Genomic DNA, 19,439 nt, shown 5'->3' on the forward strand with positions numbered 1-19,439 from the left:
TGCTGAAGTCGGAGAAGAGCCTAGTTTCCGCCTTTGAAAAAAGACATGGCCTGCCGCACGAGATTTGAAGCCTGTCTGGTCAGTCCGCCGTCGGCAGTAAGCGATTCCTTGAGGGCAATACGTTCTTCCAGTGACAGGGCGTCCATGTGCCTGGCAAGTTCATGACGTTTGCTGTTTTCCATGGATTGAAAGTTTTTGACGAGTTCATCCCTGCGTTTTGCCATGACGGCGACATTGGGGCGATCCGGCGTCACCACGCGGGGGAGGTTGTAGCGGATGAACTCATCAATCAGAGCGACAGGACTTTGTTCGGCGACGAATGTCAGCTCTTCCGCGTACAGGGGAATGACCTCATAAAACGTCACGGCTTCGCCGTTATGGAGACGGCACTGCCCCTCGCGATCGTTCATGCCTATCAGCATGGCGGAGCAAAGCCCGGTATTGTCGGCAAAAGGAAGGCCCTGCGAAAAACTGAAGGTATGCCCCCAGGAATTGTAGCTTTGTGTCGTTTCAGGCAGGGAAGCAATATTCATCAGCAGACGAACGGGCCAGGCGTCCTGCTCTTCGGCAGATTGTACGTTCCAGTCAGCAGGCAGGCGTATCAGATATTCGGCCCGGGGAGGAAGCTCGCTGTCTTTGGGAACGCTCATGGGGCGAGCCCCGGCACCTATGGTGAGGAGAATGGTTTCTTCTCCTGCAGAAGGGGAGGTCTGAGCGGAAAAGAGTCTGCCGATATGTTTCCGACTGGGGGATGTGAGGGCCAGGATGTCGAGTGCGCCGCCCGAGGGCAGTTGCGTCTGTCCTATGCCGGAGATGGTTCCGAAATGCTTCTGCACATGCGCCATGAGAAGGTTGCGATCGGCGTTGTCGTACATGGAAGGCGTCGAGGACGATTTTACCGCGCAGGACATACAATGCTCCTGACATGTTCCTCCGAAGTACGGAGAACATGGAAAAGGTTCAGAAAAATCGGCGTTCACTGGCCGGTTCCGCGGCTTTGCCTGCCGCGGCAAAAAAAGGGGATTCCCGCATTGTGCGGGAATGTTCTTCATGGATAGCGAAAAGTTGAAAAAAAAGATACCCCGTCATCGACGGGGTATCTTTCAAGCAATACTAAAACTTTTCAGACGCTTCAGGAAAAACTATACGGTGAGGGATCCCGCCCGGAAGCGTCAGAAGCGCATTAGAAGTAGCGCTTCAGCAGACCGGCGAAACCGGCGCCGTGACGTGCTTCGTCCTTGGCCATTTCATGCACGGTATCGTGGATGGCATCATAGCCCTTGGCCTTGGCCTTGCGGGCGGTTTCCATCTTACCGGCGCAGGCACCGGCTTCAGCTTCAGCGCGCATCTTCACATTGGTCTTGGTGCAGGGCACGAGCACTTCGCCGAGCAGTTCAGCGAACTTGGCGGCGTGTTCGGCTTCTTCAAAGGCATAGCGCTTGAAGGCGTCGGCGATTTCAGGATAGCCTTCGCGTTCGGCCTGACGGCTCATGGCAAGATACATGCCCACTTCGGTGCATTCGCCGGTGAAGTTGGCGCGCAGTTCTTCCATGATGTCGGCGTCTTCAACCTTGCCGTCGCCGACATGGTGTTCGGTCACGAAGCCGGCGTTGCCTTCTTCCGCACGGAACTTGGAGCCGGGAGCGCCGCACTGGGGGCACACGAAATCTTCAGGAAGGCTTTCAGCTTCAACGGTATAGCCGCAGATGGGGCAAACAAACTTTTTCATTGTATTATTCTCCTGATGGATGCCGCAACGATGGAATCGTGCAACGAATTTTGCGGCAAAGGAAAGCAAACGTTTTCTCTAAGCCGCAATGAGAAAGGGGCGGAAAGAAATTCCTTCCGCCCCGTGCGGAATCAGATTACTTGGAGAGCTCGGTCAGTTCGTCGAAGCGTTCCTGATACTGCTGAGCCAGAGTGGCGCGCATCTTCTTGGCGAGTTCGGGCTTAGCCTTTTCAAGCTGGGCATAGCGGTTTTCGCCGAGCAGGAATTCATCGAGAGTGCCGTCGGGCTCCTTCTTGTAGTCAAGAATGAAGGGGTTCTTGCCTTCTTCCTTGAGGGTGGGGTTGTAGCGGTACAGAGGCCAGTAACCGGTCTGCACGGCAAGTTTGGCTTCTTCGAGGCTGCGGCCCATGCCCTTGCGGATGCCCTGGTTGATGCAGGGAGCGTAGGCAATGATGAGCGAAGGACCATGATAGGCTTCGGCTTCCTTGAAGGCCTTGAGCACCTGGTTCATATCGGCGCCCATGCTCACGCTGGCGACGTACACGTAGCCGTAGGTCATGGCCATGCGACCGAGTTCCTTCTTGCGGACGGGCTTGCCGCCGGCAGCGAACTTGGCGATGGAGCCGAGCGGAGTAGCCTTGGAGGCCTGGCCGCCGGTGTTGGAGTACACTTCGGTATCGATGACGAGGATGTTGATGTCGGCGCCGGACGCAATGACGTGGTCAAGGCCGCCGTAACCGATGTCGTAGCCCCAGCCGTCGCCGCCGAACACCCAGAAGGACTTCTTGGTGAAGAGATCCTGCATGGTCCAGAGCTTTTCGAGGGCGGGATTGCCGTCAACGTCGGTGAGTTCGTCGAGCACGGCTTCTCCGTATTCACGGGAGAGCTTGGCGTCGTCCATGTTGTCGAGCCAGTTCTGGAGGGCGGTCTTCAGTTCTTCGCTGATGCCGGGCACTTCCAGAGCTTCGCGGCAGGCAAGGGCGAGGCCGTCGCGACGCTGCTTGTAGGCGTCGTGCATGCCGAGGCCGTATTCGGCGGCGTCTTCAAACAGAGAGTTGCCCCAGGCCGGGCCGAAGCCGTCCTTGTTCTGGCAGTAAGGCGTGGTGGGAGCGGAGCCGCCCCAGATGGAGGTGCAGCCCGTGGCGTTGGCGATGACCATGCGTTCGCCGAACAGCTGGGTGAGCAGCTTGACGTAGGGAGTTTCGCCGCAGCCGGCGCAGGCGCCGGAGAATTCCAGCAGAGGCTGGCAGAGCTGAGAACCCTTGAGGGTGCCGCGATCGACCAGGTCGTCCTTGATGGAGATGTTTTCTTCGGCGAACTTGAGGTTGGCCACCTGAGCGTCGAGCTGGGTTTCGAGGGGCTTCATGACCAGAGCCTTTTCCTTGGCGGGGCAGACGTTGGCGCAGGAACCGCAGCCGAGGCAGTCCTGAGCATACACCTGGATGCGGAACTTGAGGCCCTTGAGTTCCTTGCCCATGGCGTCGATGGTGACGAAACTTTCAGGCGCACCTTCGAGTTCGTCTTCGGTGGCGAGCACGGGACGGATGGCGGCATGGGGGCAGGCCATGGAGCAGCGGGTGCACTGGATGCACTTGGTGGAATCCCATTCGGGCACGAACACGGCTACGCCGCGCTTTTCGCAGGCAGTGGTGCCGAGCGGAACAACGCCGGTGGGATCAAAGGCGGACACGGGCAGGGTGTCGCCCTTCTGAGCAAGAATGGGACGAACCACGTTGGCGATGTAGGGATCGGTGTCGTGGTAGATGGAAGGAGTGTCGGCGGCGTCGGCCCAGGATTCGGGGTACTTGATCTCGGTGAGAGCTTCAAGAGCCTTGTCCACGGCGGCGATATTCATGTTGACGACCTTGTCGCCCTTCTTGCCGTAGGTCTTCTTGATGGCGGCCTTGATGTAGTTGATGGCGTCATCGATGGGCAGCACGTTGGCGAGCTTGAAGAAGGCGGTCTGGGTAACCATGTTGATGCGGTTGCCGAGGCCCACTTCCGCAGCCACCTTGCCGGCGTCCACGTTGAAGAACTTGAGGTGCTTTCTGGCGATGGTGCGCTTCATCTGACCGGGCAGTTCGCGCTCCATGTCTTCCAGGGAAGTCCAGCTGGAGTTCAGCAGGAAGGTGCCGCCGTCCTTGATGCCTTCAAGCACGTCATACATGTGGACGTAGGAATCCTTGTGGCAGGCGATGAAGTCGGCGCGGTTCACCAGGTAGGAGGACTTGAGATAGGACTTGCCGAAACGCAGATGCGAAACGGTGAAGCCGCCGGACTTCTTGGAGTCGTAGGCGAAGTAGCCCTGAGCGTACATATCGGTGTTGTCGCCGATGATCTTGATGGCGTCCTTGTTGGCGCCAACAGTGCCGTCGGAGCCGAGGCCGAAGAACTTGCACTGCACGGTGCCGGCGGGCACGGTATCGATGTCGGCGCCCACTTCGAGGGACAGGTTGGTGACGTCGTCTTCAATGCCCACGGTGAAGTGGTTCTTGGGAGAAGCAACCAGCATGTTGTCGAACACGGCCTTGGCCATGGCAGGGGTGAATTCCTTGGAGCCGAGGCCGTAGCGGCCGGCGAGGAGCTTGGGGAACACGCGGATCTGATCGCCGTGTTCCACAAAGGCGGTGCAGACGTCTTCGTACAGAGGTTCGCCGAGAGAGCCGGGTTCCTTGGTGCGGTCGAGCACGGTCACGGTCTGCACGGTGGCGGGCATGACATTCAGCATGAGCTCGGCGCTGAAGGGACGGAACAGGCGAACCTTGACAATACCGACATGTTCGCCCTGAGCGTTCAGGTAGTCGACCACTTCTTCCATGACGTCGCAGGAGGAGCCCATGGCCACGACCACGCGATCGGCTTCGGGATCGCCGTAATAGTCGAAGGGCTTGTAGTTGCGGCCGGTGATGGAGGCAACGCGCTTCATGGCGTCAATCACGACGGCGGGCACTTCGTTGTAGAAGGGGTTGCAGGCTTCGCGGTTCTGGAAGTAGATGTCGGGGTTCTGGGCAGTGCCGCGCTGGTGGGGATGTTCGGGATTCATGGCGTTGTCGCGGAATTCCTGAACCTTGTCCCAGTTCACGACCTTGCGGATGTCTTCATAGTCGATGACTTCGATCTTGCGGATTTCGTGAGAGGTGCGGAAGCCGTCGAAGAAGTGGCAGAAGGGCACGCTGGAGTCGATGGCGGCGAGATGAGCCACCAGAGCGAGGTCCATGGCTTCCTGGGGGTTGTTGGAGCACAGGAAGGCGAAGCCGGTCTGACGGGCGGCCATGACGTCCTGATGGTCGCCGAAGATGGACAGAGCATGAGAGGCCAGGGCGCGGGCAGAAACATGGAAGACGGCAGGCAAAAGTTCGCCGGCAATCTTGTACATGTTGGGGATCATGAGCAGCAGGCCCTGAGAAGCCGTGAAGGTGGTGGTCAGAGCGCCGGAAACGAGGGAGCCGTGAACAGCGCCGGCGGCGCCGGCTTCGGACTGCATTTCACGGATGGCGACGGTCTGTCCCATCAGGTTCTTCTGGCCCTTGGCGGACCATTCGTCGGCCAGTTCGCCCATGACGGACGAGGGCGTGATGGGGTAGATGGCGGCAACGTCGCTCAAGGCGTAGGCAATGTGCGCGGCGGCGGTATTGCCGTCCATAGTCTTCATGTGTTTGGCCATAAAGTCCTCCTCATAGGATGCCCGCCAAGCGGCGGAAAAGTGCCCGCGTAAACCGCGGAAGATTTCAGAGTCAGTCGGTCACAACAGGCTGGAAGGGGGATAGGCGCGCCCCTCCTGTGACCGAACGGGAGAAAAGTAATACTGTTTGAGTAAACAATCAACCGTTTTCCCTTTGCCAACATATCAAAAAACTCATTTTTCGTAAAGATGGGGAGCGAAGGGGGCGAAGTAAAAAAGAAGATTATCATTTACCGGCGACGGGGAATAGGGGAAGATTCCAGAGACTGCTCTCAGTCGGCGGAAATTTTGGCGCGCCTTGTCGCGCAAGGGGGAAACTATGGACTACAGCGATTCCGTGGACCGGCTCAACCGAATTCTGGTTCGGGCGCATCGCATCATTCAGCACGAGCTGCTCAGGCAGGGGGTGGACGATCTGGTGCCGTCGCACGGCGCCGTGCTGGAATATTTGAGCCAGGCAGGCATACCGCAGCCGGTCACGGAACTTGTGGTGGCGTTGAAGCGCCCCAAGTCGTCCATCACCAAGGCGACGGACTGTCTGGAACACGGCGGATACGTGTTCAAGCGTCCCAATCCCGGCGATGGCCGCAGTTACCTTGTGGGACTTACGCCTGCGGGCAGTGAGGCGCTGGAGCTTTTTCGGGGAGCCTATGCGTCGCTGGAAAAGAAGCTGTTCGCCTCCATTTCGGACGAACGCAGAGAGGAGTGCATGCAGACGCTAGCGGAGATGGAAGCCAATCTGGAGCGCTTTCTCTGAGCGTGGCGCAGAACTGAAATTGCGTGAAGATGCAACGTGTGCGGCCGGACGCAGCCTGTCCCCATTTGCCCATTAATTAAAGGAATAAGACTTGCGGAGACGATGGAAGAAAGCGGGCCGTGCTTCTGGCATTTTTTATCCGTGGGAATAGCGTCCGACGTAGTGCGTATTTGTCTGTCGGGCGCTGCCGGAGATCCTCCCGCTCCGTTTTTTCTGCCGAAGCCGTGCATTGATAAAGGCCGCTCGGCTTGTGTTTGTCGAAAAAGCAGCCGAGAGGTCTTCTTCCTGACGACGCGGCGAGCATGCGCCGGGGCGCTCATAAAAGGAAAGCGGGCAGAGATTTGTCTATCTTTGCCCGCTGAAGAATTGTCGGAAATATTCCGGGGAAAAACAGGTTGGGGGGAAAGGTCCTTGTCTTTTGCCAAAAGGAGCCTTTCTCCGCTTTTTTTTATTACTGAGCGTCGTTGTTTCTTGCCGCGAGTCCCATGAGGGCGTAGGTCAGACTTGCAGCCGCAAAGTCCGAGACGATGTGTCCTTCGCGCGGGGCGAGTTCCACCACGTCGAAGCCCAGAACGCGCCGTCCCTGCATGGCCCTGGCTGCAAGGTCGAGCGCCATGTACCAGTCGAGACCGCCGGGCACAGGAGTTCCGGTTTCGGGCATGATGGAAGGATCAAGACCGTCCACGTCAAAGGTGATGAAGATGTTGCGGGGAAAATCTTCGGGAATGAGATTGCCCGGAATGCCGTGACGGCACAGATACGGGGCGTCCCAGCTGAGGACGCCGTATTCCTTTCTGGCTTCCAGCTCTTCGCGGCAGTAGATGCGGTTGCCGAGCTGCACAAGCGGCAGGTCAAGATCCTTGACGGCCCGGCGCATCACGCTGGCGTGGCTCCACTTGCTGCCTTCGTAGCTGTCGCGCAGATCGGCGTGGGCGTCGAACTGAATCACGCCGAAGCGGCCGTAGCGCTCCTTGAGCGCCGCCATTTCCCCGTAGGTGAGGGAATGCTCTCCGCCGAGCACCACTGGCATGGCTCCGGCGTCGAGCGCGGCCAGCACGGCCTTCCTGACGTTTTCCATCACCTGTTCCGGCGCGCCTGAGCAATCGACGGGGCGCTGCGTAAAAATGCCTTTTTCTCCCGGATAGCTTGTGCCGTCGTAGAGTTCGAGCTGATCGGAGGCGTCAAGAATAGCTTCCGGGCCGTTCGCCGTGCCTCCGGCATAGCTGACCGTGGCCTCGTAGGGCACGGGAATGACGTGAAAGCGCGCCTGATCGGCGGGACGGGGCGGCACTTCCGAGGAAAGAAAACGGTTCTCGTATTCGTTCAGCATGTAATTTCTCTGATGATTAGTCTGTGTTGCGCATGCGGAAGCCGGGCTTCCGTACCTTGTCCGAGGGCTCCGCAGAATGCGGAAAACGTTATTGCGCCTGACCGGAAGAGGCGTCGGCCTGAGACGGTTCGGCGAGACTCTTGCGGAAGATGCGGCGCATGTTTCTGCTCACCCATTTGCCGAAGTTGTCGAGATAGACGTAGTACACCGGCGTGATGTAGAGCGTGACGAGCTGGGAGAAGATCAGGCCGCCGGAAACGCAGATGCCGATGGGCTGACGGGCTTCCGCGCCCGTGGCGCCGATGCCGAACGCCAGCGGCAGCGCGCCCATGACGGCGGCAAGCGTGGTCATGAGGATGGGACGGAAGCGGATGAGGCAGCCCTGAATGATGGCGTCTTCCGTGTCCAGACTTCCGCTGCGTTCGGCCGCAAGGGCGAAGTCGAGCACCATGATGGCGTTTTTCTTGACGATGCCGATGAGCATGATGATGCCCACGAAGGCGGTCATATTCAGTTCTGAATTGAAGAGCCACAGACTGAACAGCGCGCCGAACGCCGCGGACGGCAGACCGGAAAGAATGGTGATGGGGTGAATGAAGCTTTCGTACAGAATGCCGAGCACGATGTAGATGAGCAGCAGCGCCACAACGATGATGAGTATCATGTCGTGAACGGAATCCTGAAAATCCTGGGCCGTGCCGGTGAGGCTGCCGGTAACCGAGGCGGGCAGGATGTCGCGGGCGGCGTTTTCCACGTCGGCCATGGCTTCGCCCATGGCGTAGCCGCTGGCCACGTTGAAGGAAATGCTCACGGCGGGGAACTGTCCTCTGTGGTTCACGGAAAGAGGTCCGGCCTCGAACTGCCGGGTGACCAGGGTTTCCAGCGGCACGAGCTTGCCCTTGCCGGAACGCAGATAGATGCTTTCCAGAATGCTTGCGCTGTCCTGAAGGTCGCGGGCGACTTCCATTTTCACGGTGTAGTCGCTGACGTCCGTGTAGATGGTGGAGATTTCGCGCGTGCCGAAGGCGGAGTAGAGCGAGTTCTCTATCTGCGAGAGAGTGATTCCCAGCATGGTGGCCTTGTCTCTGTCCACGATGAGCCGGATGGACGGGTTCATGAGCTGCAGATCGGAGCCTACGTCGCGCACGCTTTTCACGTGATGCAGAGCTTCTTCCACGTCGCGGGCGGCGGCGTAGAGTTCGGCGGTGTTGCTGCCCACGAGCGTGTAGGTGTAGATGCCGGTCGTGCTGCCGCCGGCGCCCTGCATGTTGGCGTTGCGCAGCGAGACCATGAGCGTGGGATTGTTGTCCAGCGCCTTTCTGAGCCGGTCGATGACGACGTTGATGTTGTCGCGTTCGGAAATGGGCTTCAGGCGGATCATGATGTTGGCGGTGTTGGTGTCGGCTCTCGTGCCGCCGCCGATGGTGGTGGTGAAGCTGCGCACGGCCGGATCGGCGGAGATGATCGGATGCAGTTCTTCCACGGCCTTGGTCAGTGCCTCGAAGGAAATGGATTCCTCGGCGCGGGCGTAGAGTCGTATGCGACCGCCGTCGATGGCCGGAAAGTAGCCCGTGGGCACCAGCGTGGAGAGCCACCATGTGGCCGCGATGAGCAGCAGCGAACCGACGAAGGTGATGAAGCGGTGACGCATCACGCAGTGAAGACTGCGCGAGTACAGTGAGAGCAGGGCGACGAAGCCGCGCTCCATGGCGGCCTTGATGCCGGAATGCTTCAGATGCACGGACTGATCGGTGAGAAACAGCGCGCTCATCATGGGCGTGAGGCTGATGGAGATGAAGAAGGAAATGGAAATGGCGATGATGATGACGGCCGCAAATTCAAAGAACATGCGGCCTGCCGTTCCGGGCAGGAAGAGCAGCGGAATGAACACCGCGCCGAGGGAAATGGTCATGGAAAGAATGGTGAAGCCGATTTCTCCCGCGCCGTCCATGGCGGCGTTGAAGGGCGACTTGCCCATTTCCCGGTGTCGTATGATGTTTTCCAGCATGACGATGGCGTCGTCCACCACGAAGCCCACCACCAGAATGAGGGCCATGAGCGACATGTTGTCGAGGCTGAAACCTGCGGCAAACATGAGCGGGAACGTGGCCACCACGGAAAGCGGCAGGGCAAGGCTCGGGATGATGGTGGCCATGCCGTCGCGCAGGAAAATGTAGATGACGAGCACCACCAGCAGAATGGTGAGCAGAAGCGTGAGTTCCACTTCCGTCACGGACTCCTTGATGGGAATGGAGGTATCTTCCACCACGGCCATGTCGATGGAGGGCGGAAGCGTGTTTTCGATGTCGGCGAGCAGGTCGAGGATGTCGCTCACGATCTGCACGGTGTTGCCGCCCGGCTGCTTGGTCACCTGAACGATGACGCCGGGATTGCCGCTGATGAAGCTGGCCTGGTTTGTTTCTTCCACGCCTTCTTCCACGTCGGCGACGTCGCTCAGACGCACGGGAGCGCCGTTGCGCCATGCGACGACGATTTTGGCGAAGTCTTCGGCCTTGATCAGCGAGCCGTTGTCCTTGATGTTGCGTATGCGGTCCGAGCCTTCCAGCTTGCCGGTGGGAAGGGTGACGTTGGCGGCGTCGATGCCGTTGCGGATTTCTTCCGCGCTGACGTCGCGAGCCTGCATGAGGTCGGGCCGAAGATTGACGCGCACCGCGTAGCGCTTGGCGCCGCGCACGTCGGATTTCGACACGCCGGCCACCATGGAGAGACGCTGGGAGACGTAGTTTTCCGCATAGTCCGTCAGCTGCTGCCGCGTGATGGTGTTGGAGGTGAGCGCAATCTGGATGACGGGCAGGGAATCGGGGTCCAGCTTCATGAAGCGGGGCATCTGCGTCATGGTGTCCGGCATGCGCGAATAGGCGATGGAAATGGCCGACTGCACGTCCAGAGCCGCGCCGTCGATGTCGCGGTCAAGCTCGAACTCCACCCGCACCATGGTTCGACCGAGCTTGTTGGTGGAGGTCATGTTCTTGATGCTGGCAATGGTGGAGAGCTGTTTTTCCAGCGGCTTAGCCACGGAGGTGGCCATTGTCTCGGGCGACGCGCCGCTCAGCGTGGCGGAAACAATGATGACCGGATAGTCGATGTTGGGGTTCTCGCTCAGCGGAAGGCGCAGATAGCTCATCCAGCCGAAGACGAGTATGCCCATCATCAGCAGCGTGGTGGCGACGGGGCGCTTGATGAACGTAGTGGAAATGTTCATTGCTGCGCTCCCCCGGCGGCGGTGATTTTTCTGTCTTCCTGCAGGCGCACGGGCATGCCGTCCTTCAGGCGCACGTGGCCTTCAAGCACGACCTGCTCGCCGCTGGCGAGTCCCTTGGAAATGACGGTGATGCCGTCGTTTTCCACGTCGGTGCTCACAAGGCGCACGCGGGCGATGCGGTCGTCGCCCACCACATAGACGAAGGGGCCGTCCGGGCCGAGCATCACGGCGCGGCTCGGCACGGTGACGGCGTTCTTTCTCGTGTCGAGCTGTATCTTCACGCGGAGAAATTCCCCGGGCCACAGTTCGGTGCCTTCGTTGAGAAAGCGCGCCTTCAGCGGCACGGTGCCGGTGTCGGCATCCACGTTGCCCACGAAGATCACGTCGCCGACAAGGGGCTTGCCTTCCTTGGAATCGGCCGACACCTGCAGGCCCGATTTCTCCCGGACGTTGCGGCGTATGAGGGGAAGATGCTTTTCCGGCACGCTGAAGGTGATTTCCGCGGGCTGAAAGGCGTCCACAACCACAAGGAGCGTCTGCGCCGTGACGACGTTGCCTCTGTCCACTCGCACGTCGCTTGCGCGGCCGTCCATGGGCGCGCGTATTTCGCAGTAGGAGAGATCAAGCTCGGCCTTTTCCAGAGCGGCCGCATCTTCGCGCACGTCGGCCTGCGCGCTGACCATGGTCACGCGCGCGGCATCTGTTTCCGCAGCGCTGGAGAAGCCGCCCTTCTTCATTTTGAGAGCGCGGGAGTAGTCGTCCTGAGCCTTGGCAAGCTTGGCCTTGTCGCTTTCAAGTCTGGCCTGCGCCTGATGCAGCGCTATCTGATAGGGTTCCTTTTCAATGACGAAAAGAAGCTGTCCCTTCTTTACCATTTCGCCGTCGTTCACGAGAACCTGCTGCAGTTCTCCGCTGGTGCGCGAAACGATGTTCACCGATGCGGAAGGCTCCACGGTGCCGACGGCCTCAAGCATGTAGGGAACGTCTCTTGTTCCGGAGGCGACGAGCGTGACCAGCGCGGTGCGGACGGCGCGGGGCTGCGTTTTTTCGGATTCGCCGGAGCAGCCGATCAGCAGCGCGGCGCAGACAAAACACAGAAAAATTCGAGCGGACATGGAGACTCCCGGGGGATGTTGACTTATTTTGTCATAGTACGAAGAGAAAAAATTTGCTGTCAAGGAAAGGACGGAAAAGATTTTCTTTCAAAAGATTGCAGAGCGCTGCATAAAAGAAGAGAGCCGTTTTCATGGGTTCATGAAAGCGGCCCTTCTGAAGATGGCGTCAGGATTTGTCGTCGGAGCGTTCGCTGACAAGATGCTCCATCTGGCGGCAGATGCCCATGAAGATGTCCATTTCATGGCGACGCAGATCGGCCCTGTCGAAGAAGCGGGCAAGCGGCAGGAAAAAGTGCTCGGGATTGTCCCTCGGAATGGTGCCGATGTCCATGAGGGCGTTCTTCAGCGTGCGGAAGAGAAAATCCCGTTCCTCGGACGTGACGCGGCGGGACAGATTCGGATGGGCGTCGATTCTGGCGGCGTCGGGCAGGGCGAGGAAGCATTCATAGATCATGAGCAGCACGGCCTGCGCAAGGTTCAGGGAGGAGGCGTCCGGCGCGGTGGGAATGGTGACCAGGCGTCCGCAGTTTTCCAGATCTTCGTTGCTGAGTCCGCGATCCTCCGGGCCGAACATGATGGCGACGTCTTCGCCGAGGACGAGACGTTCCGCAATTTCCGCCGCGGCCTGACGGGGCGTGATGAGCTGCTGTCTGGCTCCGCCCGTGCGTGCGGTGGTGCCGACAACCAGCGTGCAGGGAGCCACGGCCTCCTGTACCGAATTCGTAACCGTGATGGAGTCGAGCAGCGGCTTGCCCTGACTTGTGGCCGTAGGCAGAGCTTTTTCATAAATCCAGCGGCGGGGTTCGGCGAGATACAGGGGCGCGTGGCCGAAGTTGGCCGAGGCGCGCGCGGCCATGCCTATGTTTTCGGGAAAGTTGGTGCGGACCAGCACCAGACGCAGATGCCGCATCATAGCGGCGATTTCGGAAGCGTTTTTCATATCATCATCGGGCAAAGCCCGCTCCGTAGGTTGTTAGAGAGAGTCGGGCCACACGTGAGAGGCCGTGAGGACCAGCATGGCCATGCCCAGACCGAATTTGACGACCATGCCCAGAAAGCGGCCCACGAATGCGCCCTGCGCGGCGCGGAAGGCCACTTCCGCAGGCTGGCGGCGGATGAGAGTTTCCGCGAGAAAGCATCCGGCCCAGGCTCCGAACAGCGCGCCGAACACCGCGCCGACGCCGAACATGAAGGGCGCGCCGAAGATCGCGCCCAGAACGGCGCCGATGATGCCCGCCCAGGTGGAAACTTTGGACGAGCCGTATTTTTTGGCGCCCCATATCTGGGCTCCGAACTCCACGATTTCGCCGGCCACGGCGAGCCCTATGAACATGACGAAGAAAAGCACGTTGAGTCCGTTGCCCGGTACGAGCAGCGCCCAGGCCGTCACCAGGGCCACCATGGCCCAGTTGCCGGGCAGCGTGACCAGATTGAGCAGCACGCACACGCCGAGAGCGAGCAGAAAAAGCGCAGTGAAAAAAACGCTCATGCCGTCTCTCCGAGGCTGAGCCCGAAGATGAGACCGAAACAGCGGTCGAAGCGGTCGTCGCCGCAGGGCGAGATCAGTCGTCCGCAGCCCTTGAGCTCGCCGCGGCCCGGTCCCATGATGTAGGTGGGACGGAAACCCTCGGCCTCGGCGGGCAGATCTCCGCAGATGCAGCCGTGTCCGCCGGAGGCGCGCACCTGCTCGTCGGGCAGCCAGTTCAGGCGCATTTCCTTGAGATCGTTCATCAATGCGTCGCGGGAAATGTCGCTGTGCTGTTCATAAAGCCCCAGCAGACGTTCCTGATAGACCATGAAGGCCTGCACGTGACGATGCCCCGCCCACAGAATGGTGACGCCTTCGCAGAAGGAGCGGTCTCGTACGGATTCCAGACTCAGCGCCGCCAGCAGGGCGGCAAGGCCGCTGTCGACGCCCACGGAGGTTCCGAACACGCGGCAGGCGTCGCTGAGGAGCGGCGCGACTTCCCAGTCGGAAAAATCGCCCTTCATGAGAAGATCGGGCCGCCCTTCGGTGCGGCGCAGCGCGTCTTTCCAGCGCTGGATGCGCCCGGCGCGACGCTTGGGCGCGGGCGATTCGCTCTCCGCGGCGTTCATGCCGCACAGCAGCGTCAGCTCAGGGAAGGGCAGATCATTTTTTTTCAGAAAATCGCGCGCCTGTCCCACGGGGCGTTCTGCCGGAAGTTCGGCCTTCGGCCAGCGGGAAGACTCCATGCCGGGCAGAGCCAGCATGACCGCTGTGAAGCGGCTGCCGTTGTCCAGAACAAGGGTGGGGCGCTGCGGCGCAGCGTTGTTCGCCATAAGAGAATCCTGCATAGTTGTTGTCTGCCTGGTCAAGTTGCGTTGTCGATGTTCGGGGCGGGCGTTGTCCGCACTCTAGCAAGAGAGGCGGCGTCCGTTCCGTCGGGGCGGTCGAAGGCCTTTGCCTTGAGCACCCGAGATCGGGCGTGAGAAAAAGGAACGGGGAGAAATCTCCCCGTGCAGCGTTACAGCAGAGCGCCGTTCCAGTTGAAATCGCTGGTGTGGCGAAGCGGAGGCAGGTTCGGCGGAACGTTTTCCTCCAGTCTGGCGAAGAAGGCGTAGCCTGCGGATTCCAGTTCCTGCCTGTGCGCGGACAGATCCATGGGCCAGGCCGGATAGATCCACAGGTTGTGGCCGTAGTTGCGCGCCCAGAAGGCTTCGCCCTTGGGGCTGAAGAAGGCTTCGTTGGCCTTGACCTGATTCATGCCGTGCCGCGAGATGCCTACGGGCCAGTAGCCGGAGAGCACCATGCCGAGCGGCAGACAGCACTGACGCGGCAAAGACAGGTAGTCTTCTCCCGAAAGTTCGGGGCTGACGAAGGCGGATTCAAAGCCGAGTCTGGCCAGCACGGCCACGGCGGCGGGATTGGAGATGTTGCAGAACGGACCGGCCACGAGATGCGGACGGCGGCGTTCGTCGTCCATGGGGAAGAGGCTGATCTGCCACGGCGAGTTGCACACGAAGTGCGTGGAGCCGCCGCGCATGGCTTCAATGACGAGTCTCTGCCACAGGGCTTCTTCGTCCGGCCAGATGACCGGCGGCAGCCACCAGGAAATGCGGGGCATCACGGTGCGCGACACGGCGCGCACGGAGTTCGCCGACATCCACAGTCCGGTCATGACGGAGCGGGAACCGCGGGTTTCGCGTCCCTGAGGCAGGCTTGAACGTACGAGGTAGTCCTGCTGACGGCGCGCGCGGACGGGGCGGGGCAGATGCGGCGTCCACTCCACGAGGGGGCTTTCCACCGAGCGGCATTTTTCCAGTTTCTTTTCCCAGCCCTGAAGGATGTGGATCAGTTCCGGTTCCCGGCGGTCGATGAGGAACACGGGCACGCCGGCCTTGGGCATTTTGTGTCTGGCAAGGCGCAGGGTGCAGGTTCCGGCCTTGGGAGTGCGTCTCGTCACCGGCACGGTGTCGTGCCAGGGTTCGTCTTCGTAGCCTACGCGCAGAAGATCCTTGGGGAGCAGCTCGATACGGGGCTTGATGAAGGGCAGCGAAGGCGCTCCGTTCTTTTTTTCAAACTGAATCTTGCCCACCAGAAGACCGGAACTTGTGGGTTCGTCGGGCGTGGAGATGTGGGCGTCCTTCTGCGGCAGAAAGCGCGCGCGGGTGACGGGGCGGCCCAGCGCCATTTCCAGGAGGGCTTCGGCGTCCTTCTTGGCATGGGGCCAGTCGGGCGTGCCCAGGGAGTCGAGCAGCATGCGGTAGGCCGTCACCACGTGATACACGTAATGCGGCCCCTTCTTGCGGCCTTCAATCTTGAGGCTGCGGATGTACTTTGACAGCTTTCAGATAGTTCCGTTTGTTCCAATGCCATAAGGTAGCATCGCACACTCCGCACATATCCTTTACTTCTTCCCGGCTAAGCAACCGTTCTTCATCCGCTGCACGGAAAGCCAATGCCACTTCGTTTATCGCGCGATTGATGAGCTCGTCCGAGAATACGCGCAAATCCTCGCCTGTAATCTCCAGTTTGATATTGGCTGCGCCGTTGGAGATAATTTGCATCAAGTCTGTCATAATCAAAATCAATACTGCCGGATTGTCCGGTGTAACCGCTTCGGCAGCATAATAAACGATTGCACCACCGCTCCCGTATCGGAACGATGGTGCAAAAGTATAATTGGATTTCGCTAAAATTCAATGATTTCAAGGCTTTACTTTGCTTGGTTGCCAACTCACCTTTCAAGACGGTCATAAGCATATATATTCCTTGCTCCGTAAAGGCGTATGGATTGTATCGGCGACCGCCCCAACTTGAGGTGGAATTTTTGCACCTCAAGATTTCGCACTCCTCATCGGTCAACTGAAACATGAAGTCTTGCTCGAACTTCTCAATGTTGTTCTTTACCTGGCGGTTAAAATCCTTGGTACTATATCCGTAGATTTTGGCCAAATCCATATCAAGCATTACGCGAACACCCCGGATATAGTATATAAATTCTTTCAAATATTCGGCATTTATTTCTTCGGTGATAATGTCTTTATCCTTGTCTGTAAGTATTTTGTCCGTGCATTTTATGGTCTGTACCGGCAAGTATAGCTCCGCCATTCATTTATTTGAAACCTTATTAAATCTTTGTGTTGTCGTAACAATGGCATCGTAAATGCAAAAATAATGATTTCCCAATCATTCAAGAGTAACATGCCCGACTTTTTTCATTTCCTATAACATTTTTGTCAATGAAATATCGAGTAAAAGTCCATCGGGCATAGAAACTGCCATTGCTGTAATAGCATTACAACAATGGCAGAAGTTCATACACCGACAAGATTATGTAACGCCTGTCCGCACCGCCTTCACTCATCCATAAAAATGTCTTCCTGATAAACTTCAAGCATGTATGCCTGGTCGTCGAGGCTTAGGTTTGCGAAGGCCTGCTCCACCGTGGCGAAGCCATACTGGGGCTTGTCCGGCGCGAACGGATGCAGGACGAGCAGCAAGGCGACGCTTGCCGCCACGGCCAATGCGGCTGCGGCGATGCGCCAACGGCGGCGGTTCCTCTGCGCAACAACCGCCGGCTTGCGCCCTATTTCAGCCCACACGCCGGCCTCCATGCTGTCAAAAAAGCCGTCGGGGACCTTGTAAGGCATGCGCTTCCCCACTTGGTTGAAATCAAACTCCTTTTCCATATCTTCAGGTTGTTCAGATTGTCGAGTTCATATACTTTATTATCTTCTCCTTGGCCACGTGGTAGTTGGCCTTCGCGCTGGTGGCCGTCGAGCCTGTAGCGGCGGCAATCTCGTCATATTCAAGCCCGTCGTAATAGCGCAGGTTGAAGGCCAGCTGCTGCTTTGTGGGCAGCGAGAGTATGGCATTCTGCAGCTTCACCGCCTCCAAGTCGCTATAATCGACATACCCGTCGGCCGCCAACCGGCCAGCCCCGGCGTCCGAATCGTCGAGCGACACCCGTCCGCCGCGCCTGCGCTCTATCGCGCGCAGCGCCTCGTTGGTGGCTATGCGGTATATCCATGCGCCCAGCGAGCACTCGCCCTTGAACCGCCACAGCGAGCGGAACGCCCGTATGAACGTTTCCTGTGCGGCGTCCTGCGCGTCGTCGTGCGACACCACCAGGCGGCGGATATGCCAGTAAACCGGCTCCCGGTATCTCGCCATGAGCAGCCGGAAGCCGCTTTCCAGGTTTTCCTTCAAGGCGGAAACTATGTCCGCGTCACTCACTGTTGCCATAAACTTGCCGTCTGTTCCGATAAGCCTGCCATAACAGGACTTCATTAAATATGACCCGGAAAACGGTCGGAAGTAAAAAACGGCGCGGCTGTTTTTTACTGGAAGTTTTGCCTGTTTCTGCCCTGTGGCGGTCTGAAATGGATGAAGAAGGTCACTCGCCGGTGCTTCCGTCTTGCAGCGAAGCCTCCAATTCTTCAATGGTCGGCATCGTCCCCTCTATCTTTTCAGGATAGAACCGTTCAAGGTCATACTCTGAAATGCCTATTGGCTGACTGCTTGACTCCAAGGCATACTGTGCTTGTATGCGGTCTTTTTCCTTGCATATCAGCAACCCGATGGTAGGATTGTCCCTGCCCTCTTTCCTCAATATATGGTTGCAGGCCACTACGTAGCCGCCCAACTGTCCAACGTCGGCAAAGGCGAACCGGCCAATCTTCACCTCTATCACCACATAACACGACAGGTTCAGATTGTAGAAAAGCAAGTCAATGAAGTTTTCCGTGCCGCCTACTTGCAGGCGATATTCCTTGCCAACGTATGCGAAACCGGTGCCAAGCTCCGTAAGAAACCGTGTTATGTTCCTAAGCAGAGCGTCTTTGAGTATGCGCTCATTGTATGGCTTTGTTATGCCGGTAAATGCAAAATCGTATGGGTCTTTTGTCAACTCTTGCGCCAAACCGCTGTTGGTTTCAGGCAGTGTCTTATTGAAATTGGTCAATGCCTTGCCCTGCCGTTCATACATTCCGGTATCAATGAAATTAAGCAGCATGGCCCTGCTCCAACCGTTTTCCACTGTCTGGCGGACATAGAAAACCGCCTTGTCAACATTACCCTTGCATTTATCCATCAAAACTTTATGGTGTCCCCACGGCACACAGAATATGTCCGTCCGGATTTGTGCCGCAAGCTGGGGCAAAATTCCATCCGAAGAGTTTGCCCCAAGCTGGGGCAAAATGTCGAGCTTTGAAGAATATAACAGATAAAATTGCTTGCAGTAGTAGATGTTGCGCTGCGTAAGTCCTGAGACTCCGGGCATGGCTTCACGCAAATCCACAGACAGGCGGCTCATTACTTTGTCGCCCCATCGCTTCTCGACATGCAGTTCCACAATATCCCTTCCAAGTTCCCAATAGAACCCCAGCATCTCCGTATTCACCTTTACCGCCGCCTTTATCTGGCGGTTTCTATATCTCAGGGCAAGGTCTTTTACCCATTCCCTGTATTCATTGTCCAGTATTCCTATGGATTTGCTCATGAGTTTAGCTTCTTATCATTCATACTTACAACAGCCGCCTGTAGCTCGCAAGGCAAACAAGCTGCAAGTTCAGGTTCACAAGTTGAACATACAAAGATAGTGAAAGACGGATGCAAAGCCAAACGAAAAGTGAAGTTTTTTGATTGGATTTTGCCGAACCGCATTCTCTCTTCGTGAAATAAGAATAACAATCTGTTCATAATTCATCCCCGTAAGACAAGAAATATTCCAATGGGATTTTGTCCGTATCAATCCATCCGCACTTCAACGCCCGTTCAAAACGCCGCCTTTTGCACTGTGAAAGGTGGCGTTTTACATTGTAAAAGGGCGCATATTGCAGGGCGGAAGGCGGCATATTGGAAATGTAACTTTATGCGCTTAAAATGCCGCGTTTTGTGATTTTATCCGGAAATTAAGCGGAAATCATCACTGTTTTTTGCCGGTTTGCATTAATTTTGCAGTGTGATTGTACGGACAGTGCCGGCAATGCACACATGAAAACGCATTTTTCCGAGAAACAACAACCTAAAAAACATTTACCTGAAAATGAGAAACAGACTTTTGCCAATTCTTTTCCTCATGGCTGCGGTGTGCTGCCATGCGGAGGATTTGAAGCTGTGGTACGGCCGGCCGGCTGT

Annotated in this window: 14 protein-coding genes and 1 pseudogene; 1 reads left to right on the forward strand and 14 read right to left on the reverse strand. The window is 57.9% G+C overall.

Annotated features, from left to right (window positions below; all coding sequences use genetic code 11):
* Positions 1–20: 20 nt before the first annotated feature.
* The 3 genes from ABGT79_RS13515 to nifJ all read right to left on the reverse strand — a co-directional run bounded on the left by ABGT79_RS13515 (position 21) and on the right by nifJ (position 5,393).
* Positions 21–911, reverse strand: a complete 891-nt coding sequence (locus tag ABGT79_RS13515; RefSeq protein WP_346666622.1) for a suppressor of fused domain protein — start codon at positions 909–911, stop codon at positions 21–23.
* Positions 912–1,183: 272 nt separating this feature from the next.
* Positions 1,184–1,729 (reverse strand): ferritin family protein, encoded by a 546-nt coding sequence (locus ABGT79_RS13520; protein WP_346666623.1) that lies wholly within the window; start codon positions 1,727–1,729, stop codon positions 1,184–1,186.
* A gap of 136 nt (positions 1,730–1,865) precedes the next feature.
* Positions 1,866–5,393, reverse strand: a complete 3,528-nt coding sequence (gene nifJ / locus ABGT79_RS13525; protein WP_346666624.1) for a pyruvate:ferredoxin (flavodoxin) oxidoreductase — start codon at positions 5,391–5,393, stop codon at positions 1,866–1,868.
* Positions 5,394–5,730: 337 nt separating this feature from the next.
* Here nifJ and ABGT79_RS13530 point away from each other — a divergent pair, with 337 nt between their 5' ends.
* Positions 5,731–6,168 (forward strand): hypothetical protein, encoded by a 438-nt coding sequence (locus ABGT79_RS13530; protein WP_346666625.1) that lies wholly within the window; start codon positions 5,731–5,733, stop codon positions 6,166–6,168.
* 451 nt (positions 6,169–6,619) lie between these two features.
* On the opposite strand, the gene speB is transcribed toward ABGT79_RS13530, so the two are convergent.
* The 11 genes and pseudogenes from speB to ABGT79_RS13585 all read right to left on the reverse strand — a co-directional run bounded on the left by speB (position 6,620) and on the right by ABGT79_RS13585 (position 18,801).
* Positions 6,620–7,498: an agmatinase gene (speB, locus tag ABGT79_RS13535; RefSeq protein ID WP_346666626.1), complete on the reverse strand. Its 879-nt coding sequence runs from the start codon at positions 7,496–7,498 to the stop codon at positions 6,620–6,622.
* An 88-nt stretch (positions 7,499–7,586) separates the two neighbouring features.
* Positions 7,587–10,721 (reverse strand): efflux RND transporter permease subunit, encoded by a 3,135-nt coding sequence (locus ABGT79_RS13540; protein ID WP_346666627.1) that lies wholly within the window; start codon positions 10,719–10,721, stop codon positions 7,587–7,589.
* Entirely contained in the window at positions 10,718–11,836 is a 1,119-nt protein-coding gene (locus ABGT79_RS13545; protein WP_346666628.1) for an efflux RND transporter periplasmic adaptor subunit, read from the reverse strand. Before ABGT79_RS13545 ends, ABGT79_RS13540 begins: the two co-directional genes overlap by 4 nt.
* A gap of 166 nt (positions 11,837–12,002) precedes the next feature.
* Positions 12,003–12,776, reverse strand: coding sequence for an RNA methyltransferase (locus ABGT79_RS13550; RefSeq protein WP_346666629.1), 774 nt, complete (start codon positions 12,774–12,776; stop codon positions 12,003–12,005).
* Between the two features lie 33 nt (positions 12,777–12,809).
* Positions 12,810–13,325: a DUF456 domain-containing protein gene (locus tag ABGT79_RS13555; RefSeq protein ID WP_346666630.1), complete on the reverse strand. Its 516-nt coding sequence runs from the start codon at positions 13,323–13,325 to the stop codon at positions 12,810–12,812.
* Entirely contained in the window at positions 13,322–14,137 is an 816-nt protein-coding gene (locus ABGT79_RS13560; RefSeq protein ID WP_346666631.1) for a DUF1786 family protein, read from the reverse strand. The genes ABGT79_RS13555 and ABGT79_RS13560 overlap by 4 nt, the downstream gene beginning before the upstream one ends.
* Positions 14,138–14,322: 185 nt before the next feature.
* A complete protein-coding gene (locus ABGT79_RS13565; RefSeq protein WP_346666678.1) occupies positions 14,323–15,642 on the reverse strand; it encodes a U32 family peptidase in 1,320 nt (439 codons plus the stop codon).
* Between the two features lie 365 nt (positions 15,643–16,007).
* A pseudogene (locus ABGT79_RS13570) lies at positions 16,008–16,409 on the reverse strand (ORF6N domain-containing protein); the annotation flags it as partial.
* A 248-nt stretch (positions 16,410–16,657) separates the two neighbouring features.
* Positions 16,658–16,990 carry a hypothetical protein gene (locus ABGT79_RS13575; RefSeq protein WP_346666632.1) on the reverse strand — a complete coding sequence of 111 codons (333 nt, stop codon included), beginning with the start codon at positions 16,988–16,990 and terminating at the stop codon, positions 16,658–16,660.
* A gap of 13 nt (positions 16,991–17,003) precedes the next feature.
* Entirely contained in the window at positions 17,004–17,510 is a 507-nt protein-coding gene (locus ABGT79_RS13580; RefSeq protein WP_346666633.1) for an RNA polymerase sigma factor, read from the reverse strand.
* A gap of 187 nt (positions 17,511–17,697) precedes the next feature.
* On the reverse strand, positions 17,698–18,801 hold the full coding sequence (locus ABGT79_RS13585; protein WP_346666634.1) for a PDDEXK nuclease domain-containing protein: 1,104 nt from the start codon (positions 18,799–18,801) through the stop codon (positions 17,698–17,700).
* Between the last annotated feature and the right edge of the window lie 638 nt (positions 18,802–19,439).

The sequence above is a fragment of the uncultured Mailhella sp. genome (genome assembly GCF_963931295.1).
Taxonomy (GTDB): domain Bacteria; phylum Desulfobacterota; class Desulfovibrionia; order Desulfovibrionales; family Desulfovibrionaceae; genus Mailhella.